Consider the following 22,943-nt stretch of genomic DNA (forward strand, 5'->3'; position numbering starts at 1 on the left):
CCGGGCCGATAGAGGACTTTCACCACCAAGTCGCGATTCAGCCACCATAGCTGAATCGATGGCGCTTACACGCCACGCGCCCTGCCGGGCGCACCAAAAGAAAAGGGCCTAGCCATTTACGGCTAAGCCCTTGTTTTAACTGGAGGAGAGGGAGGGATTCGAACCCTCGGTACATTGCTGTACAACAGATTTCGAGTCTGTCACCTTCGACCACTCGGACACCTCTCCTCAAGAGGTTTTTAACAAACGGAGTCGTCGTTAGGGCGCATCCGTTCTAATCTTTTTGCGGCACGGAGTTTTTGAAAAAACTGACTCAAAAGGGTGCTGCATTCCCCGCCGAGAATTCCTTCAGTCGTTTCGACACGATGATTAAAACGTTCATCACCAGCAAAGTTATAAATCGAGCCAGCTGCCCCGACGCGCGGATCACGACAGCCGTAAACAAGACGCGGAATTCTCGCCAGAATAATTGCCCCCATACACATCACACACGGTTCAAGGGTGACATAAAGGGTGCAATCCAATAGCCGCCAAGAGCCCAGACTTATGGCAGCCTGGCGAATAGCGACCATCTCGGCGTGAGTCGTAGGATCCTGACTGATCTCCCGCAGATTGTAGCCCTGCCCGATAATCTGGCCGGCATGAACAAGAACCGCACCGATCGGCACCTCACCGAGTGACTGTGCCAACTGCGCCAGCCTGAGAGCTTCGCGCATAAACAAGTTGTCAACGGTCTCGACCACGGTCGTCATGGAGGTCTTCTTGTGCGATCCATCCGCTGAAGTCAGTGCGACAATCAAGACATGCATCAGATGGTCAGAGAAAAAGATTTTTAGCATGACCGTTTCGACAAAGACAAGATTTTTTTTATAAAAATCTTGCCTTGACGTTCATTAAACGCTCAGATACTGTAACTGTAAAACATGATTTGAAGGGTGTAAAATGGCTAAAAAAACAATCTTAATTATTGATGACTCAGCTTCCATGCGCGCCATTCTTGAAGATATGCTCACGGATGCCGGCTATAATGTCGTGGAAGCGGTCGATGGTTATGCAGGGCTTGAGCTGGTTAAAAAAACAAAGTTTGATTTAATTATTACTGATCTTTCCATGCCCGTCCTTGACGGCACGGCCTTTGTGCGTGAAGCGAAAAAGATGACCAGCTGCAAATTTGTACCGATTGTCGTTTTGACGGCAGAAGGAGACGCCGCCAAACTCGAAGAAGCAAAGAAGGCCGGAGCTTCGACTTGGCTGACCAAGCCCTTCAAAGAGAAGCAACTGCGGGCAGTACTCCAGATGGTTATCGGTTGATCCCTTGGAGCATTCGATGCCGCTAAAAACAACGGTGCAGATCTCACTGCGAGTGGCGGTCTTTGGTGACATAAATACTTTTATTCCGGTTATTGCCCCCCCCCTCATTACCCAAAAATGCCAAATCATCCCGGTCGACAACTCCCTTTCTCCTTTAGCTTTGCAGGAACTGCGTGCCGACTTTTGCATAATTGACCTTACGGAGCCGGCCCTAGCGGCCCATACCTTTATGCGCCGCCTCCCCACGGAGCTGCCGATCATTGCCGTGGTGGACGGTACGGGCCGGGAATTTGAGTTTGCGGAAATTTTCGACATACTCACACTCCCCATCGACGCCGTCCGTCTGGGGGAGGATATCGACTATCTGCGCTCCGCCGCCCGTTCGCATGCCCCGGCGTCCCTCCCCCCGACCGATTCAGAAATTGAGGAATTCTCCAATTTTTTTTCCGAAAAGTGCGGACTCCATTTCGACCGGCGCAATCGCAAGACCCTTGAACGCGGCATCCAGAGACGCATGCGTGTTGTTGCTGCGCCGTCAGTAGCCGCTTACTTCTCCTCCCTGCAGAATTTTCTCGATAGTCGGCAGGAATTTAAAAAACTGGTTGCCCTCCTGACTATTGGCGAGACTTCCTTCTTTCGCTTTGACCCCCATTTTACAGCACTTATTAAGCAAGTTATCCCCGAACTGATCAAACGCAACCAGACGTCGCGCCGCTTGCGTATCTGGTCGGCGGGCTGTTCGACAGGAGAGGAGGTTTACTCTCTGGCCATCACTCTTCTCGATCATTTTCCACAACTTGCAGACTGGGACATCAGCGTGCTCGGCACCGATATCAGCCATCAGTCTCTGGCGGTCGCACGACAAGGAAATTTCCAGGAACGCACCCTGCGCAATGTGCCCCCTGGACTTTTGGCGAAGTGGTTTAGCAAAGACACAAAGGGTTGGACTGTGGCTGAACGCCTCCGTTTACTGACTCGCTTTGGTTTCCTGAATCTGCAGAGTGAGACCTACCCGGATCCGAAGAATGGGACCACTGAATGCGATCTGATCTTCTGCCGCAACGTCATGATTTACTTTCGCCCGGAAACGGTTCGGGCGGTGGTAGGTCGCCTGCGCCGCGCCTTACGCCCCGGCGGCTACCTCTTTTTAGGACATGCGGAAACCCTGGGAACAGGGTTTCTTGACTTTGTACGCTACCAACACCACGGCGGCACCTATTACCGTGCCGGTGGCGAAGAAGAAATAGACCGTGCGGAGCAGGACAATGCTGCTCAGGATGAAAATGAAAATAAACCACAGTTTATTTTATTCGAAAAAACAGATAATTATAGACAGATATTCCCTTCTATTGCCCATAAAGTGAAAGAAACAAGTGGCATAATTACCACCGATAAAGTAAACAGTAAAACACTGTCACTAAAAAGTTCGGCCAGCATCACCCCGCCAATGGGCACCGTCAACCAGTTGCTTGATCAGGGATTCTCCCTTGCCGACCAAGGTCGTCTTGATGAAGCCTTCTCCCTGTGCCAGCAGATTTTGCATTCGGATGATCTTTCTTCCCGTGCTTACTTTCTGCGGGGACTGATTCACGACCAACAGGGACGAAGCCTGGCGGCGATCGAAGATTTTCAACGCGTTATCCTGCTCGACCTTAAAGCGGTCATGGCCCACTACCATCTTGCTCACGTCTATCGCCGGACCGGACGCAAGACCGAGGCGTTGCGATCTCTGCAGACGACCGTGCGCCTCCTGACAAAGATGGGGGGGAAAGAGACCATCGCTGACGCCAAGGACTGGACGGTTACCGGACTCCTTGAGCGCTGCGGCGCAGAACTTAAACAGCTGGAGAAGTGACACTGCGGGCAAAGGACAACCTCATGAAACCAACAACAGAAAGATACGATATCCGCGGAATTCTCGAAGAGATGCGCGATGACTACCGACGGGCAGTTGAGATCGGCGAAGAAGAATTTGTCACCATAACGCGTGACTACGTAATTTTTGCCCTTGGCAATGAGCTTTACGGCATCGAAAGCCGTTTTTCCCGGGAAGTGCTGCGTTTGCCGCGCTTTGTGCCGGTGCCTCGACTGCCCGCACACTTTCTCGGCCTCTTTAATCTGCGCGGGGAAATTCACGCCATCACCGACCTACGTCCTCTCCTTGGTCTCCCCCGGCAAGCTGTTGCACCCCGTTCTCAGGTCATTGTCGTCGAAGCGGTCGGCCTGACAACCGCCCTGTGTACCGATGGCGTCAAAGGAATTGCAGCGATTCCCCTGGACAGCATTGAACCGCTCCAGATAAATCTCCCCGGTCTCGGGAGTGAAGTCCTGAGCGGTCGAGCCCCTTACGGGAGTGGGACACTCCTCCTCCTTGACCTGGAGCGCCTCCTCGATCGACCGGAACTCGTCGTTGAAATCGTTTCCGAAGTGCTCTGACCCGCCCCCCCCATTTCGTTACACATTGATTCGCCAGCAAAGGATCGAAAAATGAATTTAAAAAACAGTATTTCGATGAAGATCGTTGCCTCATTAACCGCTGTCCTCGTTGTCGTTTGCGGCATCTTTGCGACCGTGTTGATCCGCCAGCGGACGGCAGTCCTCGAAGCCGACATGCTCCTGCGTGGTCGGACAATGGCAATCTTTGGAGCAGCAACCATGCGCCAGGTGTTGGAGCAGGCGATCAATAGCGGGCGCCTGACCGAAGCCCAGGTCTTTGACACCAACTATCGCAAGATCGTTGAGGGCCCTCTGGCCGGAGCCGCCATTCCGAAATACCATACTGAATATGACAGCTATCTCGATCAAGCGATCCTGCGGACGCAGGATACTCTGGTCGAAGAAGATGATGCCGTGGTCTTTGCCGTGCTTGTCGACAAAAACGGTTATCTGCCGGTTCACAACAGTAAGTATTCCCTCTCCTTGAGCGGCGATGACGCAAAAGACCAGGTTGGCAACCGCACCAAGCGGATCTTTGATGATCCGGTTGGACTGGCCGCAGGCAAATACACCGGCGCCGACAACAACAAGATCCTCCGTCAAATTTACAAACGCGATACCGGTGAGACGATGTGGGACATCAGCGCCCCGGTCTATGTCAACGGCAAGCATTGGGGCGGCTTCCGCATCGGCTATTCAATGACACGGATCGATGCTGCCGTCACCTCCTTGCGCAATGATATCCTCATTGGCATGGGAATGATTCTGCTCTTTTCGACCGTGACCATTGCTTTTGTCGTCACCCGCCTGGTCCGCCCCCTTAAGGAACTGACCGTCGTCGCCGACCGCATTGCCGCCGGCCACCTCAATGAAACCATCGACATCAAGAGCGACGATGAAATCGGCAAGTTGGCGAGTGCTTTCAACAAGATGACGCAGGTCATTGTCCGCAACCTGCGCAGCGAAGTCGAAAAGAGTGAACGGCTCATCGAAAGTGTCAAGGAGGCGATCCAGCAGCTTTCTTCCAGTGCCAGCGAAATAATGGCGATCTCGGCGCAGCAGGCAGCCGGGGCGAGTGGCCAGGCTTCAGCCGTACAGCAGGCAACGACCACTTCGGAAGAGATTGCCGTCACCGCCCGTCAGGTTGCCGAGAATGCCATCCTCGTCGAATCGCAGGCGCAGCAGGCGAATGCCGCCGGGCAGGTCGGGCGGAACGAAGCTGACAACGCCATGACCGGCATGGGCGAACTCAAGACCAGGATCGAATCGGTGGCGCAGGCAATGCTGCAACTCGGCGAAGATTCACAGAAGATCGGCGGCATCGTCGATATCATCGATGAAATTTCTGACCAGACCAATCTCCTTGCCCTCAATGCCGCGATCGAGGCGGCCGGTGCCGGCGAAGCAGGAAAACGTTTCTCGATCGTCGCCAATGAAGTTAAAAGGCTGGCGGAGCGAACCGCCGATGCTACCGGTCAGATCAAAAATCTCGTCAATGCCATCCAGAAAGCGACCAATGGCACGATTATGCTCACCGAAGAGGGGAGCAAGGGAGTCGACCGCGCCAGCGAACTGGTGGCGCGCGTCGCCGCTGCGCTGCAAGAGATCAGTCGCATGGTCCATGAAACGTCCGCAGCGGCGCGCGAGATCAAGTTCTCCACGCAACAACAGACGACGGCCAGCGAGCAGATGGCTGAGACGATTGCCGAAGTGCGGGATGTCGCCGCCCAGGTGGCGGTGAGCAGCAAAGAGACGACCCAGGCGATTGCCGAATTGACAGCATTGGCTGAGCGTCTTCAATCTCTGGTCGCAGAAGAGGTCTAGGTGAAGACGCGGAAATACATCGATCTCTTTGTCAAAGAGGCAAAAGAACATTTGGCAGCGCTGCGCAACGGCCTGCTGATCCTCAAGGATGAAGGATTTTCCGCCGCGCGCATTCATGATCTGTTACGCAGTGCCCACACCATCAAGGGCTCGGCGATGATGCTCGAACTTGATGATATCGGACGTATCTCCCATGTTATGGAAGATCTCTTCGGCGAAATCGAGCAAGGGAAGCGGCCCTTGACGCCAACGCTCATCGATCTTTTGGCTTATGCCACGGAAGCTCTGGACACACTGACCAAATATGCGCTCTCCGGAGAGAGCGTTGACCTTTCCCTCGATGCCCTGGTCGCCGCACTGCGCTCCGGCGCGGCACTGACCACCGCCGATATCACGCCGCTGGTTAGTGCCGCCCCCCCGGTCGAAGCCCTTCCTCTGGCAATGCTTACGGTGCGCGCCGACGTTGAGCAACTCGACCAGATCATCAACCATCTCGGTGAAGTCGCCATCACCCGCCATGCCTTTGAAGAACGGGGCAGAGAACTTCGCGGCCTCACCCGCGAACTCGAACAGTTTGTGCGCCAACTGAAGCGCGCAGAAAACGTCCGCTCTTTACGGGATATCCAGGGGCGCCTGGCCACCCTGACAACGGCCCTCGATGGCGATCTCGGCAATCTCTCTTATCTGACGCAAGAACTGCACCACAGTGCTATGGAGTTGCGCATGCTGCCCCTTTCGACAATTACCGACGATCTCGGTCACATGGCGCGGGGCCTGGCCCGCGAACAGGGCAAAGAGTTAAACCTGTCCATCAGTGGCGCCCAGGTCGAACTCGACCGGATGATGCTGGAAATCCTCAAACCGGTCCTGCTGCACATGCTGCGAAACGCCGTCGATCACGGTCTTGAATCGGCTGATGAACGCCTTCTGGCTGGCAAGAACCCGACCGGAAAAGTCGATCTTGTCGCACGCTATGAATCCGGTTACGTCTGCCTGACGCTCAGTGATGACGGGCGGGGGATCGACCCTGTGCAGGTGCGCAGCAAGGCGGTCGAACGCGGTCTCCTTAGCGCAGAACAGGCGGCCCAGACCAGTGACGAAGAAGCCGCCTACCTGATCCTGCGGCCCGGCTTCACGACGCGGGACTACATCACCGACATCTCCGGACGCGGCGTGGGGATGGATGTCGTCAAGAACAGTCTCGACAAGGTCAAGGGGGATATCATCATCAGTTCAGTGCATGGACGCGGCACCCAGATGCGCCTGCAATTACCCTTGACCATGGCGATGATCAGCGGTCTTCTCTTTGACTGCGCCGGCACCACCCTGGCCGTCCCCCTCCATTATGTCAGCGAAATCCTGCGCATCGATGCCGCCGACGTCATCAGCGAAGGGGGACGTGAGATGGTGCGGGTGCATGGCCGCAGTATCCCGATCATTTCTCTGGCCGAGGTCCTTGGCCTTGCGGACGACAAACCTGACAGCGGGGAGAAGCAGACCGTTCTGGTCATTTCCAGTCGCGAACGGCAGCTCGCCTGCCTGGTCAGTCATTCGTACGGCGTCAAGGAGATGATCGTCAAGGGGATGGGAAAGCAACTCAAGCGGGTGGAATTCTTCTCCGGGGTGACGATCATGGGGGATGGCTCTCCGGTCCTGATCCTCGCCGCCCCGGACCTCTTCAATTCCGGCCGCAGCCAGGGGAGCACAACCTTGCGGCAGGCGCACGAAGAAGGGCGCCGCCGGGCAGCGAAAGGGCGGATACTGGTCGTCGATGACTCGATCACCACGCGCACCATGGAAAAGAATATCCTGGAAGCGCACGGTTATCGCGTCACGGTCGCCTGCTCCGGGCCGGACGCTCTGCAACGCCTCACCGAAGGGGACTACGATCTTATCGTTTCGGATGTCGAGATGCCGGGGATGACCGGCTTTGAATTAACCGCAGCGGTGCGGCGCAACGATCGGACCAAGGGGACACCGGTGATTATCGTCTCATCCCTGGCGACAGACGAAGACAAACGTTTGGGGTTGAAAGCCGGAGCGCAGGCGTATATTGTCAAAGGAAATTTCGATCAGGGCTCCCTGCTTGAAACTGTTGAAACCTTGATTGGATAATCCTTTATTATGATTCGTGTTCTCCTTGCCGACGACTCCTTCCTGACTTTGAGTATCCTCAAAGATCTGCTTGCTCAAGACCCGCAAATCAGCGTGGTCGGTGAAGCTTATGACGGGCGACAGGCCGTAGAAAAAACCACCCAACTCCGACCGGACCTCCTCATCATGGACGTGATGATGCCGGTCATGGACGGACTGACCGCGGTCCAGGAGATCATGAAGGTCTCTGCCCTGCCGATTCTCATCCTTTCGTCCGACAGTGCGGCGGGCGAGCAAAGCAATGCCTTCAACGCTATTCGCCTCGGCGCCCTCGATGTCATGCGCAAACCCGAGGGACTCTCCGGCGCTGCCTGGGACACTTTTGCCAGCACTCTCCTCGCACAGATTCACACTCTCAGCCGGGTCCGGGTCATCCACCACTTCCGCTCGCCGCAAAGAAAAACCGTGACCGCCCCCTTGCCCCCGGTTTTAACCACCTGCCGCTCCATTATCGCCATCGGCGCCTCGACCGGCGGGCCGAAAGTGGTGATGAAGATTCTCAAGGAGCTCCCGGTGGACCGGGAAGCCAGCATCGTCATTGTCCAGCATATCGCCAGCGGCTTTGCCGCCGGTTTTGCCGAATGGCTGAATGCCGAGAGCGCCTATCATGTCCGCATTGCCAAAGAGGGGGACACGCTCGACCGCGGCGTCGCTCTGGTGGCACCGTGCGATCAACATATGGAGGTACACAAAGGCCGCATCGTCCTGACCAATGCACCGCAGGTCAATGGCTGCCGGCCGTCAATCGACAATCTTTTTTCCTCTTTGGCCAGAGAGAATCCAGCTTCGGTAGTTGCGGCACTATTGACCGGAATGGGAAAAGATGGTGCGGAAGGGTTATTGGCCCTCAAAAAGGGGGGGGCGTATACGATCGCTCAGGATGAAGCGACCTGCGCCGTTTACGGCATGCCCAAAATCGCGTTGGAACTGGGAGGGGTGCGGGAAGTCCAGCCCGCTGTCCAAATCGCCGCAGCGATCATACGACAGCTCTGCTAATTACGCTTGCGGCTGTCGAGGATAAAGGTGACCGGGCCATGGTTGACGAGATGGACGTCCATGTCGGCACGAAAGATGCCGGTGGCCACATTCAGGCGGCATTGGCGCAGCAGCTCGCAAAAAAAGAGATAGAGGCGATCCGCTTCTTCCGGCGACGCTGCAGCGGAAAAGCCGGGACGGCGTCCTTGGCGACAATCACCGAGCAGAGTAAATTGACTGACGACCAATATCTCCCCGCCTGTTTCCTGTACCGAAAGGTTCATCTTCCCCGACTCATCTTCAAAAATCCGTAGCCCGGCAATCTTCCCGGCCAGGTAACGGGCATCCTCCTCTGTATCTTCCTTCTCGACCCCGAGGAGAACCATCAGTCCCTGACGGATCTCGGCGACCGTACTTTCGGCCACCACCACCCGCGCCGAAGTGACTCGCTGCACCACTGACCGCATCGTTTAACCCTCTGCCGTCAAACGGCGGAGGATCGCAAGGTTCGCGACATCGCCGCTGATTTCGTCCTCCCCCTTCGGCGTTTCGAGAATCTTCGGGATATCGGCAAAACGGGGATCGGTCATGACTGCCCGGAAAGCCTCGAGACCGAGGGCACCGCTACCGATCCCTTCGTGCCGGTCAACGTGGCTGGCCAGCCCTTTACGACTGTCGTTGAGATGGAAAAGGTGTAGCTGTTCGCAGCCGAGAATCCGTTCAAAATCGCTCATCACCGCAGCGTAACCCTTGGCGTCGGCAATATCGTAGCCGGCGGCAAAAGCATGACAGGTGTCGAAGCAAATCCCAAAACGACCGGTCGGTGTCCGTTCGACAATCTCCGCCAACTCCTCAAAGCGACTGCCGAGATAGGTCCCCTGGCCGGCGGTATTTTCGAGAAGAACCGTCACCCCCTCCGGCGCCGATTGAAAAATTTCCGTAAAGGCGGCGCTGATCCGTTCAAGACCGACCTCGACGCCGGCGCCGAGATGGGCGCCGGGGTGCATAACCAGATAAGGGACACCAAGGGTGGCGCAGCGCTGCATTTCATCAGCGAATGCGGCCAGAGACTTGTCACGATTCTCACCCGGTGGGGCGGCCAGGTTAATCAGATAACTATCGTGGGCGATGACGGTCTGTATAGGGCTGCGGGCAAGGGCGGCCTTGAAGGCCTCTGCTTCTGCCGCCGTGATCGCCTTGCTCCGCCACTGACTGGCATTCTTGGTAAAGATCTGAATGGCCGTGCAGCCGAGGGCATTGCCGCGTTCGACAGCTTTATCAAAACCGCCGGCAATGGAGACATGAACGCCGAGTAGCATAGTTTACTCCTGAAGGAGCTGCAGGGCAGCACTGATTTCATGGATGGTGTCGATGCGCAGATCGACATAGGGAGGGAGTTCATCGCTGCCGCCGACCAGAATCGTTGCCATGCCCAGAGTCTTCGCCGGCGCCAGGTTCTTGGCGACATCCTCGATCATCACACAGGACTGTGGCGATGTCCCGAGTTGGGTGACGATCTCCTCATAGGGGGCAAAAAACGGTTTCGGCAGATAATTGGCAATGCGGATATCAAAAATTGCTTCAAATTCCTGACGAATTCCCAGCGCGGCGAGGACCCGTTCAGCGTGGGCGGAAGAGCCGTTGGTAAAGACCACTTTGCGCTGCGGCAGAGCGGCAAGGATAGTCGCCAGCCCGGGATCGGCCACCAGCCGGGAGGTGACATCGACATCGTGGACATAATGGAGGTACGCTTCAGGGTCAACGTCAAAATGACGGATCAACCCCTGCAAGGTGACACCATATTCCTGCCAGTAATAACGGCGCAGCGGATCGACATCATCGGCGGCGATGCCGACGACCTCCTCCATGAAACGATTGATGCGGCAGTCGATGAGGGAGAAGAGATCGTACTCCGGCGCGTAGAGAGTGTTGTCAAGATCGAAAAGGATGATCTGCGGTGCTGCCGGGACCAGGGTCATTGATTCACACAAAGCGCGGCACGAATCAGCGCAATCCGCGCGGTATATTCTTGCGGAGCCAGAAACTTTTCAATGTGCGCTTCACTCCAGATCGGTTTCGGCCAGAGGGGATCGTCACTAAAACGAGGAACGATGTGCCAATGCATGTGCGGCACCATATTGCCGAGAAGCTCGTAATTGATTTTAGTCGGGGAGAAGGCCCGATGCAAAGCAACGGCAACGCGGTTGACCTCCTCGATGATCCCCTGCCGGCTCTCGACATCAAGGTGGAAGAGTTCGGAGACATGCGCCTTGGTCAAGACGAAGCAGTAGCCGGCAAAGAACTGGTCACGGTTGAGGACGACATAACAGTAATCGAGTTCAACGATGCGAAGATCAACATCCTCCTGCCATTTCCGGCACATGAGGCAATTGTCCACCGGCCCATGGTAATACGCCGGCGCTTCGCTGCGGATGACATCATTGGCGCCACTCATTGCGGGTGGTACTCCCCGCTGAAGACTTCCACCGCCGGACCGGTCATATAAACCTCGCCAGCTTCACTCCACTCCATCTCCAGTTCGCCGCCGGAAAGAATGTTCTTGATAACGCGCCCGGTGCGGCCGGTAAGAACACCGGCAACGACGACCGCTGAAGCGCCTGTACCGCAAGCGAGGGTCTCCCCCGCTCCCCGCTCCCAGGTGCGCTGGCGGACTTCGCGGCGGGAGCGCACTTCGACAAACTCGACGTTGGTGCGCTTCGGGAAGAGGGGATGCTGTTCGATCAACGATCCGTACTTTTCGACCGGAAAATTTGCGACATCGTCGACAAAGATGACGCAGTGCGGATTCCCCATGGAGACACAGGTGATGGCAAAGGCCTGATCGAGAATGGTCAAGGGGACGTTGACCACCGGCGTAGCCGGATCGCCAGTGAGGGGGATTTCCCCCCGGGTCAGACGCGGCCGGCCCATGTTTACCCGCACCTTGTCGACCCGCCCCGCGGCGTTGGGATAAAGCTGCAAGGTCAGAACTCCGGCACCGGTCTCGACGCTGATGACCTCTTTCGACACCAGGCCATGATCATAAGCATACTTGGCAACACAGCGCACGCCGTTGCCACACATCTCCGCTTCACTGCCGTCACTGTTGAACATGCGCATCTTCACATCGGCCAGCGTCGACGGGAGGATGAGAATCAGCCCGTCCGACCCGATAGCGAAGTTGCGGTTACTAACCTCAATGGCCAGGGCCGCCGGATCGTTGATCGACTCCTGGAAACCATCGATATAGACATAATCGTTGCCGGCGCCGTGCATCTTGACGAATTTCATACTCTAAAATCCTTCCCGGTTTTGCTCGTTGAGCTGGTCGATTATACGGCAAGAAGGAATCTGTCACAAGAACAACCCGCGACAATTTCAGCGCCACGCTCTGGACAGTGACGTCTTGATGCTGTTAGGATACGAATCCTTTCAACCTTTCATGTCCCGCTACGGAGTACTCGTGATCAAAAAAATACTGCCGCGAAATGTCCTTCATTCCCTGCGCCGCCTGCGCCTGCGGGAACGGTTGACAGCACACCTTTCCGCCTTGAAACGACCGGCCCTGCGCCGCCGCCAGACACTGCACAGCTCCGCCCCCTTGAGCCGCATTCTGTCCCGCAAAGTCATCTGGGGCGCCCTCACGGTCATCGTCCTGATTGTTGCTATCCTTGCCGCCTTGCCGCTGGTAAAACCACCGCCGGTGGTGGTGGAATCCCCGACGATCACCATTCTGCCCCCATCCCGCGAACGGACCCTCACCGGTGTCGTCCGTTCCGGTGAAACCCTGTCAACGATCCTGGCGCCCTACCTCTCTTCCCAGGAGATTCACGGTTTGGCGGTCACCACCCTCACCGCCGGGCATGAGTGGAAGCTCACCCTCTTCGACGGCCAGTTGCAGCGCTTTGTCCACGACATTAACAGTGACTATCAACTGGTAGTCAGCCGTCCTCCTGCCGGCACAGCGATATCGGCGCGGGTGGAAATCCCTTACACCTATACGGAGCATACGGTCGGAGGCACCATCACTGACAGCCTCTTTGCGGCGATGACCGCCATCGGTGAAGAAGAAGGCCTCGCCATCATCCTTGCCGATATCTTTGCCAGCGACATCGATTTTATCCGCGATATTCGCCAAGGGGACACCTTCCGCGTCGTCGTCGAACGACGACTGCGTGACGGCCAACCGAACGGTTACGGCAAGATCCTCGCCGCCGAGTTCAGCAACGACGGTAAGACCTATCACGCCTTCCGCTTTCAGGACGGCAAGAAAAAACCGGCTTTCTACGACAGCAACGGCAAGAGTCTGCGCAAAGCGCTGCTGCGCGCCCCCCTCCCCTTCAGTCGGGTCAGTTCCGGCTTCACCATGCGCCGCTTCCACCCCATTGCCAAAACCTGGCGCGCCCATCCGGCCATCGATTATGCTGCACCGACCGGGACGCCGATCATGGCGGTCGGCGATGCTACCATTATCCAGATTGGCCGCAGTGCCGGCAACGGCAACTATATCAAGTTGCAGCATGCCGGCGGTCTGGCAACCATGTATCTGCACATGAGCCGCTTTGCCAAGGGGATGCGCCAGGGGAAACGGGTCAAGCAGGGGGAGGTTATCGGCTACGTCGGCAGCACCGGCCTTGCCACCGGACCGCACCTTTGCTATCGCATGACCCGCAACGGCGCCCCGGTTAATCCCGCCAAAATTCCGACAACCCCCGGGGAACCGATCAGCCGGGCAGCGATGGCATCGTTTCGTGCCCTGCAGCCCCCCCTCCTTGCCAAACTGGCGACGATCCCGACGAATATGACCAGCATTTCCGCGGAGCCGCCCCGGCCGGGGGGAGGATGACCGACAACCACCGCCTTCTTGAAATCGATCTCACAGCCGGGAGTGCCGTTGTCCTCCCCCTGTCGCCAGCGCAACAAATCGGGGCGCTTGGCGGTCGCGCCCTTGCGGTGTACCTCCTCGGCACCACCGCTGCCAGCGATAATGCCTTTGTCATTGCCCCCGGCGCCCTTTGCGGCAGCGGCGCTCCGGCTGCAAATCGCGGCTGTATGGTCTTTACCTCCCCCCTGACCGGAACGATCTCCAGCGTCAACGAGGGGGGCCCCCTCTTCCTTTCCCTGCAACGCGCCGGTTTTGCCGCAGTCGTCATTAAAGGAGAAAGTTCGACGCCGGTCCTGCTGTATATCGATGCGCAGGGTGGACGACTCGTCGAGGGTCGTTCCTGGTGGGGGAAAGACGCCGATGCCACGGCGCACGCCCTCGGGCGGGAGGGGAGTGGCGTACTGACCATCGGCCCCGCCGGAGAAAACGGTGTCCGCTTTGCCGGACTCCATGCCGGTGATGGCAATCTCTTTGGCCGCGGCGGCCCCGGTGCCGTTCTCGGGAGGAAGCGACTCAAAGCGATCATTGTCACCGGGGACGGTCCCTTTGAAGTGGCCGAACCGCAGGCGTTTACGACGGCCTGCGCCGATCTGCAACGCCTGTTGCGCGCCTCCCCCCTCCTTGCCGGTCCGGTCGGCTTCGTCCCTTTCGGCGAAGCGGCACTGATCGATCTGGCCGCACGCCGCGGCCTGCTCCCGACCCAAAATTTTTCCGCCACCTTCCCGACAGAAGCGACGGCCTTCAATGCCGCCGCCCTGACTGCCGCCGGTCCCAGCCGCGGCTTCGGCTGCGCAGGCTGCCCCATCGCCTGCAAGCGCCGGGATAAAACCGGAGCGGCCCTCCCTGACTTCTTCACCCTCGCCGCTTTCGGGGCACTCCTCCATCTCCCGGATCTCGCCGCCATCCGCACCGTGAACTCTGCGTGCAATCGTCTCGGCCTCGATCCCGTCTCCCTGGCGGGTGTACTCGCGGCCCGCAGCGAAATTCGCCAGAGTCCGCTGCAGGTCGACGAGCTTGAAGGGTTGCTGCGAGCCATCGCCAGCCGCGACGGCGAAGGGGAGCTCCTGGCTGACGGTGCCGCCCGCTATGCAGCGCAATCTGACCGCCCCGAAGTGGCAATGACGGTCCGCAACCTCGAACTCGCCCCCCTTGACCCGCGAGGTTTGTGCGGACTCGCTCTTTCTCATGCGGTCGATGTCTCCGGACAGGGGGAGAATGCTCTGACGCTCATTGCCGAACTGCTACGCAAGCCGGTGCCGGTCGACCCTCTTTCCTGGGGCGGCAAGGCGCGCCTCGTCCACACTAATGCCCAAACGGTGGCCGCCTTCGACAGCCTCGGCCTCTGCCGCCACCTCCTTTACGCCGCCGGCCTTGAAGAAGCCGCCGCGCTTTATGCCGCCTGCAGTGGCCAGCGCTGTAGCGCTGCCGACCTCGGGGCACTAGGGGCACAAACCCTCGCAAAGGAAGCATCCCGGCCGCCCCGTACCCCCTTCCCTGTCGGCATGGCGGCCCTGCCGGTGCGCCTCTTTACTCCTGTCCAGAGAGAAGGCCATCCCTCCCCTCCTCCACCGCTCGATCATGGAGAGGGGGAAGTCGAGTTACAGCGCTATCTGCGCTTGCAGAGCCCGGCGAGCCCTTTACTGCTTACGCCCCGCAATAATGACAGTGCAGCCCTTCTTCCTTCCCTGCACCATTACGCCGCCAAACTCGTCGCCGAAGGGATCGGACGCCGCGACCGCATCGCCCTCTTCGCGCAGGACGATTCTCCCTGCGCCGTCGGTGCCACCGATCTGGTCGACAAGGGGCGGTCCATCCTTCAGCACAGCAACGCCAGCGCCCTCTGCCTGCTCGAACCACCCTGGCCCTTTGCCGATTTCCTGCTGCGTCGAACCCCGCAGGCAACGGCCATCGTGCCGCGCGACAGCGAAACCCGCACCTTCCTCCATGAAATCCCCCTTTTGCGCGGCCCCTTCGATCCGGCCACCGTCACCGCCGCCCTCGGGAGTCGCAAAGGGGTGATTCTCGACGGCGGCATTATTTGCGCGGCCGGGGCCCTGACCATTGAGCAGGCTTATGTCAATGCCTCCTCCCTTTGGCATGCGCTCTTCATCAAATATCTCCTCGACGTACTGACGAACGGCTTTCTCCTCCCGGAAGAAGCCGGAGTCTTCGCCGCCTTTCGCGCTGCCAGCTGCACCGAACCGCACGCCGACGGCCTCGTCTTTCACCCCGGCCCTCTGCTTGATGCGACAACCATCGAAGAAGAGATGATCCGCGTCGGCCGCTACACCGTCGAACGCCACCTCGTCGACTCCTTCTTCGGCAACATCTCCTGCCGCCTTGGTAACGACGTCTTTATTTCGGCGACCGCTTCCAGCCTCGATGCCCTGCGCGGCGCTATCGACCCGGTCCCCTTCGACAACAGCACCACTCTTGGACTGGTGGCGTCGAGTGAACTCGCCGCGCATCAGGGGATTTACACTGCCACCGCCGCTAAGACGATATTGCATGGCCACCCCCGCTTTGCCGTTGCCCTGAGCATGCTCTGCGCCGGGGAGAAGGATTGCCCGATCAGCGATTGCTGGCGCGATTGTCCGCAGGTCCGCTGGCTCAACGGTGTGCCGATCGTCGCTGGCGAAATCGGCGCCGGCGGCCTGGCACGGCGGGTGCCGCCGGTCATCAACGCCAGTGGCCAGGCGATAGTCTACGGCCATGGCGTCTTCACCATCGGCCGCAGCAACTTTGCCGAAGCGTTCAACGCTTTGGTCAGTATTGAGCACTGGTGCCGGCAGGAATATTTCCGCCGCTTTGATTGTGGTGATATTTTCGGATAAACTGCAGTACTAACAGATCATCAGCAGAATGGAGAGCGACAAGATGGCGACACGTTTGGGCGACCTGCTACTGCAGAAAGGCTTGGTGAACACGGCGCAGCTCGATGAAGCCCTGAAATATCAGGTGATCTTCGGGGGCAAACTCGGCACCAACCTCATTGAAATGGGGATCTTGGAAGAAGACGAGATCGCTCGGGTCTTAAGTCAGCAATTCCACGTGCCGACGCCTACTGTCGAAGAGGTGATGAACGTCGAGCCACAAGTCCTCGCCCTCCTCCCCCGCGAACTGGTCGAACAGCACAGCGTCATTCCGCTCAAACTGGAAGGGCGGCGCCTGACCCTGCTCATGCCCGATCCGTCCAACTTTAATCTTATCGACGACCTTGCCTTCCGGACCGGACTGATCATCAAGCCGGTCGTTGCCGCCGAGGTCCGCCTTATTATTGCCCTTGAAAAGCATTACAACATCGGCCGCGACCGGCGCTACATACACGTCACCAAAAAGCTGGCAACAAAGCGTCCGGCCCCCCCCGCCGTCCCAGTAGAGGCAGTAACACCGCCGACCTTGACGCCGGCGGTCACTGCTGCTCCGCAAGTGATATCGCCAAAAGATGATGATCTCGACCTCGCGCTGCCGGATGTCGACTCCAGTGAAGACCTTGTTGAGATAGCACCCCTCGAAGAGATTCTCGACAGCGAAACGCTGTCTCTTTATCTTGCCGATGCCCGCGATCGCGACGATGTGCTCGACAGCATCGCATCTTATCTTTCCCATGAATATGCCCGGGTCGCCCTCTTCCTGGTGCGCGGCAATGCCGCGCACGGCTGGAAAGCGAGTGTCGACGGGCAGGACCTCCCCGAATTCAAGCTGGCACAATTCCCCCTCGATGAACCCTCCATCCTCAAGACCGTCACCGAGACCAGCTCCTTTCTCCTCGGTCCGATCCCCCGTACCCCCTTCAACTCGATGTTCCTCCAGGAGATTGGCGGCCGCGTTCCGCAAACCGCCCTTCTCGTCCCCCTGCTGATGATGGGGCGGGTGGTCGGCATTATCTATGTTGACGGCAAGGGGGAGGAGTTGGCAGAGAAACTCTTCGAACTGCAGAAGATCACCCTCAAGGCGGCCATGGCCTTTGAAATCCTGGTGTTGAAGAACAAGATCGTTAGTATGTAGGGAGATTGACGGAGCATCAAGAATGAGGCGGCCATTTCCGGCCGCCTCGGATCAAGCGAATCTCTAAAAACGTCTATCTATTTCAGGATTTTACTAAGAATCCCCTTGACTGAGTCGCCCCCCTTTGACTGAACGAAGGAGAGCACGACAGGGATGAACTTGCTGATCATGCCGGAGTCCATGTTGAGACCCTTAAATCCAGCGGCAATCGCGGCGAGATTGCCGAGATGACTGCCGCCGGCTAACGATGAAGCCAAACCGCTTAAGGCTCCGGCGATGCCGCCCGGCTTCGGTGCCGCAGCAATAAGACCCTCAATTCCGGGGACAGCGCCAGCGACCTGACTGAACTCTCCTGCATCCAGTTTTTCCTTGGCTAATGTGAAGATCAATCCCGCCCCTCCCTTGGCTTGGTCTTCTGAAACTCCGAGTTGCTGTGTCAACATCTGAAGTAGTTCCATTTGGTTTCCTCCTCGTCTTTGTGCTGCGCCCGGTTAAGACCAAAATCTAACCCGTGACATCTTCGACCTTCGCGTCAGGAGCATTCTTTTTTACCGACTCAATGCCATTTTCCAGAGCAGCTTTTGACGAGTAGTTCTCGCTTCGCCCGATTTCCTGGCCATTTGTCGCCTTCAAGATAAAAAAAGGTTCACCCTTGACGTTCGTCTTGGTCTCAAAAGCACCTTCCCTGAGCACATTTTTCCGGACCGAATCGATGCCGTTCTCGGCGCTCGCTTTCTGCATGTAAATTTCACTTGTCAAGATGATCAATCCGTTCGCCGCCTTGAGGTTAAACAGAAAGTGCCCGTCTTTTGACTTCTTTAACTCGAATTTTCCGGACATGGCAGAACCCCTTTCGATGGAAAAAATAAAAGTCGATAAAAATAAGATAGGTCAAAATTCTCATAAGTCAATCGGTCGCGACACCGAAGACGACAGCAACACCTCTCATTGTCCGTACAATGTGCAAGTTTAAAGCTACTTCTGGCTGGCGTACAACGCCTGGTCGATATCGGCGATGATGTCGCCGGCATCCTCGATGCCGACCGAGAGGCGGATGAGGTCAGGGGTGATGCCGCTCGATTTGAGCTGTTCTTCCGAGAGCTGACGATGCGTGGTACTGGCCGGGTGGAGGACGCAGCTGCGGGCGTCGCCGACGTGAACGACGAGCGCGATCAGGCGTGTCGCTTCCATGAATTTGCGGCCAGCTTCCGCCCCGCCCTTGATGCCGAAGGTGAGGACGCCGCTGCACCCCTTGGGGAGGTACTTGAGCGCCCTGTCGTGGGTGGGATGACTGGCAAGGCCGGGATAACGGGTCCAGCTCACCAGCGGATGATTTTCCAGAAATGTGGCGACGGCCAGAGCGTTATCGCTGTGACGCTGCATGCGCAGATGCAGGGTTTCGAGTCCAAGATTAAAGAGAAAAGCATTGAGGGGTGCAGGCGTCGCCCCGATATCGCGCATCAGCTGAACGCGGGCCTTGATGATGTAGGCCATCGGCCCGAAGGTCTTGACATACTCGATGCCGTGGTAACTTTCGTCCGGAACGATCATCTCCGGAAAGCGGCCGCATCCCCAGTCGAAGGTACCGCCATCGACAATGACACCACCGACGCTGGTGGCGTGACCGTCGATATACTTGGTGGCAGAGTGGATGACGATGTGGGCGCCATGCTCGAAGGGACGGCAAAGGAAGGGGGTGCCGAAAGTGTTGTCGATAATCAGCGGCGCCTGCATCTCGTTGGCGACGCTGGCGAACTTGGCAAAATCGAGGACGTTGAGGACCGGGTTGCCGATGGTCTCGGCGAAGAGGCAACGCGTCGTCGGGCGGAAGGCCTTTTTGATCTCATCCGCTGAAGCCTCAGGATCGACAAAGGTGACCTCGATCCCCATCTTCGGCAGGGTGACGGCAAAGAGGTTGTAGGTGCCACCATAAAGGGTACTCGCCGCCACCACGTGCTGACCGGATTGGCAGATATTGAGAATTGCCAGCGTGGTTGCCGCCTGGCCGGAGGAGGTGGCCATGGCGCCGACACCCCCTTCCATCTGGGCAATCTTGCGTTCGAAGGCATCGCTGGTCGGGTTGGCGAGACGAGTATAGAAGAAACCGGCCTCTTCGAGATCAAAGAGCTTGGTGACATGCTCGGCGCTGTCATATTTGAATGTGGTGCTCTGAATGATCGGCAGGATGCGCGGCTCCCCCGATTTCGGCTCGTAGCCGCCCTGCACGGCAATGGTGTCAATTTTCCAGTTCGGATTCATGTGTTCTCTCCTTTTGTTATATGGGAAGGTCAATCGATGTTCTTGACAGTTTCGCCCAGGTTCTTTCAGAAACAGCGGGGGCATATTAAAACCAATCCGGCTTCCTGTCTACTGCTTAGCAGAGCCCCCATTAGAAACCGTAACTGATGAAGAGACCCCCCATCACTTGATTTTCCGCCCCGCGCACCCGGATCAGCGGCGAATCGGCCACCGGCGGTGCGAGACGATCGAATCCGATCAGCAGCGACGCGGAAAGAGACCCGGTGAGCGGCAAGCGTGCAAAGCCGTTGAGACCGTAGGCGATCAGCCCGGCATCGGCGGAGTAAGTCTCCAGGCCACTGCGCATTGACTGCTCGGGAGTAATGCCCCAATAAGCATTGAGATAGCGTTGATCGCCGAACTTGATGTGCGGGCCGAAAGCATAGATCAGCGGCGGGCCGTTATAAGTCAGGGCCCCGCCATAGCTGACCTTCAACTCGCCGACCACCCCCTGATGACCGGTGATCCCCTGCTGCAGGTGCAGCCGCAGCTTGTAAGGCGACAAGGAATATTCGACAAATCCGCCCAGAGAGACCGTTCCGTCGACGTCACCCAGCCCCTGTAACGCATCGTTATGGCTCCCGGCAACCTGAAAAATCGACCCTCCCTCCTCTTCCTCCCGTGCAAAGGCATAAGTCACGACCGGGCCGGCGCGCCAGCCCCCATTATGGAGAAGAGCATAGCCGATGCCATCCCTGACATTGGCAAAGAAGAGCTCCTTGTAGGTCACCCGCAGATCCGGCACCAGTAACAGACTGTAATCGCGGGCGCCGGTAAAGGCCGGGGCCACCAGCAATCCACTGCCGATTGAGACCCGCCAATCCTTCGACGTTCTTTCATGAGCAGCAGTCGCGCCGGCCGCGGGCGGGATCTTCACCAATAAGAACAGAAGCAGAGACAAGGTCAACAAGCGAAACAGATTCAAATTCCACTTTCCTTCCTCAAAGACGGCCGCAACCGCGCCGCCGAAAAGACCATGCCGATACCGCAGAGAGCGCAAAAGATCCAGAGCGCCAGCTGCATACTGCGCAGAAATTGCGGCAGGGTCGCTTCCGTCACCGCGGCATCGGCCATAAAGATCGAAAAGATCACGGTAATAATCATCATGCTCGTCATCATCCCCAGGGTACGCATGCTCGCTCCGAGACTGGAAGCAACGCCAAGATAGCGGGGCTCGACACTCCCCATGATAACGCTGGTATTGGGAGAAGAGAAGAGGGCAAAACCTGTCCCGAGCAGAGCCAGCGTCGCCATGATTAAGGAGAGCGGTGTAGCGGCGTCGACGCTGGCGGCCAAGCCAAGGCCAAGGGCGCAGAGGGCCATGCCGATGGTGGCGACCTTTGATGCCGGATAACGATCCGCCAGCCGCCCGCACAACGGAGAGAGGAGCGTCTGCAGCAGCGGCTGGACAATGAGAATCAAGCCGGCCTCACGGGCGTTCATCCCCTTGACGTATTGCAGATAAAGGCTGAAAAAGAAAGTGACACCGAAGGTGGCAGCATAATTGAGGAGCGCCGCCAAGTTGGAGAGGGCAAAGACGCGATTGTCGCGCAGCAGGACCATATTGAGGAGAGGATACGTGGTGCACGACTCGATATAAAGAAAGAGGACAATGCCGAGCATCCCGGAAAGCATCAGCGCAAAAGCCCCGAGCCCATGGTTGAGGTTGGAGGCACCGGCGATCAAGAGCAAAATGGCGCCGGCGTAGACCAGTCCCCCCTTCCAGTCAAAGGGTTCGCCGCGGGCGTCGGCCCATTCGCCGCGCAACTTGATGCTGGTGATCAGCAGAGTGAGGAGGCCCAAAGGGACGCTGAGATAAAAGATCGAACGCCAGCCCCAGGTGGTGACGAGGATACCGCCAAGGAATGGGCCGCAGGAGATACCGGCATAAACGCTGGCTACGGCGATACCAAGCGCCTTGCCGCGTTCTTCCGGCGGGAAGACCGCCACAACAATGGCCATGGTCGTCGCCATGATCATCGAACCGCCGATCCCCTGCAGGAAACGGAAGACAATGAGGGATTCGATCGACCAGGACTGCGACAGCAGGCCGCAGCCGACGGTGAAGACAACAATCCCGTAAACGAAGATACGGCGCCGGCCGTGGATATCGCCCAGCCGCCCCATGGCAAGGAGGAAGATTGAAGAAGAGAGGACGTAGGTGGTCTCGACCAATCCGAGCTGCAACGCCGTCGCCGCGAAGTCGCGACCGATGGCGGGCAGGGCCACCCCCACCGCCGACATCATGAAAGGCATGAGGAAGTGGGCGACGCAGACGACGAGGAGAGTGGCGGAGCGGGAGACAGGGGGCAGCATGGTTGGCCTTTGCCGGTTGAGGCTGGGGAAGCAGGTGCGACAGCTTAGCCGATTTTGGCGATGGGGGGAAGGAGAAGCAGACCGTCGCGTCACAGACAAAAAGCCTGCACTCGCAGGCTTTTTGTCTTCTTCATATCAAAATCACAAATAAGCTCCAGACTGCTACGGCTTGACACCGTTCTTTGCGCGGATGAATCGATGCAGCTCTTCAATGGTCTCAGCCTGGTCGAGGATCTGCTGCAGTTCTTTGGCCGGGATCACAGCGAGCTTCATGGCCAAAGCGGCCTCTTCACTGCCGCCGACATGAATCGTGTTATTGACTTTCTCAGGTGGTTTTTCACCCCGGTCTCCCACCAGATGGATGAAGCAGATATAGGGGTTGAAGATTAAAGCCTCCCGGATGGTTATGCGCGCAATTTCCAGGGGAACGTTCTTGCCGAGCCAGATCACCCGGTTGATCTGGGCATTCTCTATCCGACTATTTTTCGGGAAAATTACGGCGCTGATCCCCTTTTCTTTTAAGGTCTTCACCAGATCACCGCTCTTGTCAATATCTGCAACCTCGACGACAAAGATGGCTGGCGGTTGCCCGGCGCTTGCAGGCAAATAACCGATGACAGAGATAACGCAGATGAGGGTGAGGATAAGGGGGGACAGTGTGAGCCAGCGCATGCGATGTACTCCTTTAAGGGGGGTAACGTGATTCATTAATTGGCGAACGTAATAATAGCAAAAA

The 22,943-nt window shown here is 57.7% G+C and carries 21 protein-coding genes and 1 tRNA gene; 9 read left to right on the forward strand and 13 right to left on the reverse strand.

Annotated features, from left to right (window positions below; genetic code table 11):
• Window positions 1-140: 140 nt before the first annotated feature.
• Both CVU69_12970 and CVU69_12975 read right to left on the reverse strand, forming a co-directional pair.
• A tRNA-Ser gene (locus CVU69_12970) sits at window positions 141-228 on the reverse strand.
• Between the two features lie 11 nt (window positions 229-239).
• A complete protein-coding gene (locus CVU69_12975) occupies window positions 240-752 on the reverse strand; it encodes a tRNA adenosine(34) deaminase TadA (protein PKN11343.1) in 513 nt (170 codons plus the stop codon).
• A 190-nt stretch (window positions 753-942) separates the two neighbouring features.
• Between CVU69_12975 and CVU69_12980 the strand changes: the two genes are divergently transcribed.
• Genes CVU69_12980 through CVU69_13005 form a run of 6 tightly spaced genes read left to right on the forward strand, consistent with a single transcriptional unit; the run spans window position 943 to window position 8,721 of the window.
• Window positions 943-1,311 carry a two-component system response regulator gene (locus tag CVU69_12980; GenBank protein ID PKN11307.1) on the forward strand — a complete coding sequence of 123 codons (369 nt, stop codon included), beginning with the start codon at window positions 943-945 and terminating at the stop codon, window positions 1,309-1,311.
• A gap of 16 nt (window positions 1,312-1,327) precedes the next feature.
• The gene (locus CVU69_12985) at window positions 1,328-3,166 is read left to right on the forward strand and encodes a hypothetical protein (GenBank protein ID PKN11308.1); all 1,839 of its coding nucleotides are present in this window, start codon (window positions 1,328-1,330) and stop codon (window positions 3,164-3,166) included.
• A gap of 23 nt (window positions 3,167-3,189) precedes the next feature.
• The gene (locus CVU69_12990; protein PKN11309.1) at window positions 3,190-3,747 is read left to right on the forward strand and encodes a hypothetical protein; all 558 of its coding nucleotides are present in this window, start codon (window positions 3,190-3,192) and stop codon (window positions 3,745-3,747) included.
• 51 nt (window positions 3,748-3,798) lie between these two features.
• On the forward strand, window positions 3,799-5,571 hold the full coding sequence (locus CVU69_12995; protein PKN11310.1) for a methyl-accepting chemotaxis protein: 1,773 nt from the start codon (window positions 3,799-3,801) through the stop codon (window positions 5,569-5,571).
• Complete coding sequence (locus CVU69_13000; GenBank protein PKN11311.1) at window positions 5,572-7,686, forward strand: hybrid sensor histidine kinase/response regulator; 2,115 nt, start codon at window positions 5,572-5,574, stop codon at window positions 7,684-7,686.
• 9 nt (window positions 7,687-7,695) lie between these two features.
• On the forward strand, window positions 7,696-8,721 hold the full coding sequence (locus tag CVU69_13005) for a chemotaxis response regulator protein-glutamate methylesterase (GenBank protein PKN11312.1): 1,026 nt from the start codon (window positions 7,696-7,698) through the stop codon (window positions 8,719-8,721).
• Here the strand turns inward: CVU69_13005 and CVU69_13010 are convergent.
• From CVU69_13010 to CVU69_13030, 5 genes are read right to left on the reverse strand one after another with little or no spacing between them, the layout of a single operon-like run.
• On the reverse strand, window positions 8,718-9,167 hold the full coding sequence (locus CVU69_13010) for a D-tyrosyl-tRNA(Tyr) deacylase (GenBank protein ID PKN11313.1): 450 nt from the start codon (window positions 9,165-9,167) through the stop codon (window positions 8,718-8,720). The genes CVU69_13005 and CVU69_13010 overlap by 4 nt on opposite strands.
• A gap of 3 nt (window positions 9,168-9,170) precedes the next feature.
• On the reverse strand, window positions 9,171-10,019 hold the full coding sequence (locus tag CVU69_13015; protein ID PKN11314.1) for a deoxyribonuclease IV: 849 nt from the start codon (window positions 10,017-10,019) through the stop codon (window positions 9,171-9,173).
• Between the two features lie 3 nt (window positions 10,020-10,022).
• Window positions 10,023-10,679: a pyrimidine 5'-nucleotidase gene (locus CVU69_13020; protein PKN11315.1), complete on the reverse strand. Its 657-nt coding sequence runs from the start codon at window positions 10,677-10,679 to the stop codon at window positions 10,023-10,025.
• A complete protein-coding gene (locus CVU69_13025) occupies window positions 10,676-11,155 on the reverse strand; it encodes an HIT family protein (protein ID PKN11316.1) in 480 nt (159 codons plus the stop codon). The genes CVU69_13020 and CVU69_13025 overlap by 4 nt, the downstream gene beginning before the upstream one ends.
• Window positions 11,152-11,991, reverse strand: coding sequence for a diaminopimelate epimerase (locus CVU69_13030; protein ID PKN11317.1), 840 nt, complete (start codon window positions 11,989-11,991; stop codon window positions 11,152-11,154). The genes CVU69_13025 and CVU69_13030 overlap by 4 nt, the downstream gene beginning before the upstream one ends.
• Before the next feature lie 118 nt (window positions 11,992-12,109).
• Between CVU69_13030 and CVU69_13035 the strand changes: the two genes are divergently transcribed.
• From CVU69_13035 to CVU69_13045, 3 genes are read left to right on the forward strand one after another with little or no spacing between them, the layout of a single operon-like run.
• A complete protein-coding gene (locus CVU69_13035; GenBank protein PKN11318.1) occupies window positions 12,110-13,546 on the forward strand; it encodes a peptidase M23 in 1,437 nt (478 codons plus the stop codon).
• A complete protein-coding gene (locus CVU69_13040; GenBank protein PKN11319.1) occupies window positions 13,543-16,419 on the forward strand; it encodes a hypothetical protein in 2,877 nt (958 codons plus the stop codon). Before CVU69_13035 ends, CVU69_13040 begins: the two co-directional genes overlap by 4 nt.
• A gap of 28 nt (window positions 16,420-16,447) precedes the next feature.
• Window positions 16,448-17,593 carry a general secretion pathway protein GspE gene (locus tag CVU69_13045; protein ID PKN11320.1) on the forward strand — a complete coding sequence of 382 codons (1,146 nt, stop codon included), beginning with the start codon at window positions 16,448-16,450 and terminating at the stop codon, window positions 17,591-17,593.
• A gap of 77 nt (window positions 17,594-17,670) precedes the next feature.
• Here the strand turns inward: CVU69_13045 and CVU69_13050 are convergent, their stop codons facing one another.
• The 6 genes from CVU69_13050 to CVU69_13075 all read right to left on the reverse strand — a co-directional run bounded on the left by CVU69_13050 (window position 17,671) and on the right by CVU69_13075 (window position 22,879).
• Window positions 17,671-18,051 (reverse strand): hypothetical protein, encoded by a 381-nt coding sequence (locus CVU69_13050; GenBank protein PKN11321.1) that lies wholly within the window; start codon window positions 18,049-18,051, stop codon window positions 17,671-17,673.
• A gap of 46 nt (window positions 18,052-18,097) precedes the next feature.
• Window positions 18,098-18,433: a hypothetical protein gene (locus CVU69_13055; protein PKN11322.1), complete on the reverse strand. Its 336-nt coding sequence runs from the start codon at window positions 18,431-18,433 to the stop codon at window positions 18,098-18,100.
• A gap of 135 nt (window positions 18,434-18,568) precedes the next feature.
• Window positions 18,569-19,852: an O-acetylhomoserine aminocarboxypropyltransferase gene (locus CVU69_13060; protein ID PKN11323.1), complete on the reverse strand. Its 1,284-nt coding sequence runs from the start codon at window positions 19,850-19,852 to the stop codon at window positions 18,569-18,571.
• Window positions 19,853-19,982: 130 nt separating this feature from the next.
• Window positions 19,983-20,927 carry a hypothetical protein gene (locus tag CVU69_13065; GenBank protein ID PKN11344.1) on the reverse strand — a complete coding sequence of 315 codons (945 nt, stop codon included), beginning with the start codon at window positions 20,925-20,927 and terminating at the stop codon, window positions 19,983-19,985.
• Entirely contained in the window at window positions 20,813-22,207 is a 1,395-nt protein-coding gene (locus CVU69_13070) for an MFS transporter (GenBank protein ID PKN11324.1), read from the reverse strand. Before CVU69_13070 ends, CVU69_13065 begins: the two co-directional genes overlap by 115 nt.
• A 162-nt stretch (window positions 22,208-22,369) precedes the next feature.
• Window positions 22,370-22,879 (reverse strand): hypothetical protein, encoded by a 510-nt coding sequence (locus CVU69_13075; GenBank protein ID PKN11325.1) that lies wholly within the window; start codon window positions 22,877-22,879, stop codon window positions 22,370-22,372.
• Between the last annotated feature and the right edge of the window lie 64 nt (window positions 22,880-22,943).

The organism is Deltaproteobacteria bacterium HGW-Deltaproteobacteria-4 (genome assembly GCA_002841765.1).
Classification (GTDB): domain Bacteria; phylum Desulfobacterota; class Desulfuromonadia; order Desulfuromonadales; family UBA2197; genus UBA2197.

What these genes read in the sequence shown, in the direction of transcription:
- CVU69_13060 (PKN11323.1), bottom strand. Translation starts at nt 19,852, where the DNA reads ATGAATCCGAACTGGAAAATTGACACCATTGCCGTGCAGGGCGGCTAC.
- CVU69_13030 (PKN11317.1), bottom strand. Translation starts at nt 11,991, where the DNA reads ATGAAATTCGTCAAGATGCACGGCGCCGGCAACGATTATGTCTATATC.
- CVU69_13005 (PKN11312.1), top strand. Translation starts at nt 7,696, where the DNA reads ATGATTCGTGTTCTCCTTGCCGACGACTCCTTCCTGACTTTGAGTATC.
- CVU69_12980 (PKN11307.1), top strand. Translation starts at nt 943, where the DNA reads ATGGCTAAAAAAACAATCTTAATTATTGATGACTCAGCTTCCATGCGC.
- CVU69_12990 (PKN11309.1), top strand. Translation starts at nt 3,190, where the DNA reads ATGAAACCAACAACAGAAAGATACGATATCCGCGGAATTCTCGAAGAG.
- CVU69_13075 (PKN11325.1), bottom strand. Translation starts at nt 22,879, where the DNA reads ATGCGCTGGCTCACACTGTCCCCCCTTATCCTCACCCTCATCTGCGTT.
- CVU69_13045 (PKN11320.1), top strand. Translation starts at nt 16,448, where the DNA reads ATGGAGAGCGACAAGATGGCGACACGTTTGGGCGACCTGCTACTGCAG.
- CVU69_13035 (PKN11318.1), top strand. Translation starts at nt 12,110, where the DNA reads ATGCTGTTAGGATACGAATCCTTTCAACCTTTCATGTCCCGCTACGGA.
- CVU69_12975 (PKN11343.1), bottom strand. Translation starts at nt 752, where the DNA reads ATGACGACCGTGGTCGAGACCGTTGACAACTTGTTTATGCGCGAAGCT.
- CVU69_13070 (PKN11324.1), bottom strand. Translation starts at nt 22,207, where the DNA reads ATGCTGCCCCCTGTCTCCCGCTCCGCCACTCTCCTCGTCGTCTGCGTC.
- CVU69_13015 (PKN11314.1), bottom strand. Translation starts at nt 10,019, where the DNA reads ATGCTACTCGGCGTTCATGTCTCCATTGCCGGCGGTTTTGATAAAGCT.
- CVU69_12995 (PKN11310.1), top strand. Translation starts at nt 3,799, where the DNA reads ATGAATTTAAAAAACAGTATTTCGATGAAGATCGTTGCCTCATTAACC.
- CVU69_12985 (PKN11308.1), top strand. Translation starts at nt 1,328, where the DNA reads ATGCCGCTAAAAACAACGGTGCAGATCTCACTGCGAGTGGCGGTCTTT.
- CVU69_13050 (PKN11321.1), bottom strand. Translation starts at nt 18,051, where the DNA reads ATGGAACTACTTCAGATGTTGACACAGCAACTCGGAGTTTCAGAAGAC.
- CVU69_13010 (PKN11313.1), bottom strand. Translation starts at nt 9,167, where the DNA reads ATGCGGTCAGTGGTGCAGCGAGTCACTTCGGCGCGGGTGGTGGTGGCC.
- CVU69_13025 (PKN11316.1), bottom strand. Translation starts at nt 11,155, where the DNA reads ATGAGTGGCGCCAATGATGTCATCCGCAGCGAAGCGCCGGCGTATTAC.
- CVU69_13055 (PKN11322.1), bottom strand. Translation starts at nt 18,433, where the DNA reads ATGTCCGGAAAATTCGAGTTAAAGAAGTCAAAAGACGGGCACTTTCTG.
- CVU69_13020 (PKN11315.1), bottom strand. Translation starts at nt 10,679, where the DNA reads ATGACCCTGGTCCCGGCAGCACCGCAGATCATCCTTTTCGATCTTGAC.
- CVU69_13040 (PKN11319.1), top strand. Translation starts at nt 13,543, where the DNA reads ATGACCGACAACCACCGCCTTCTTGAAATCGATCTCACAGCCGGGAGT.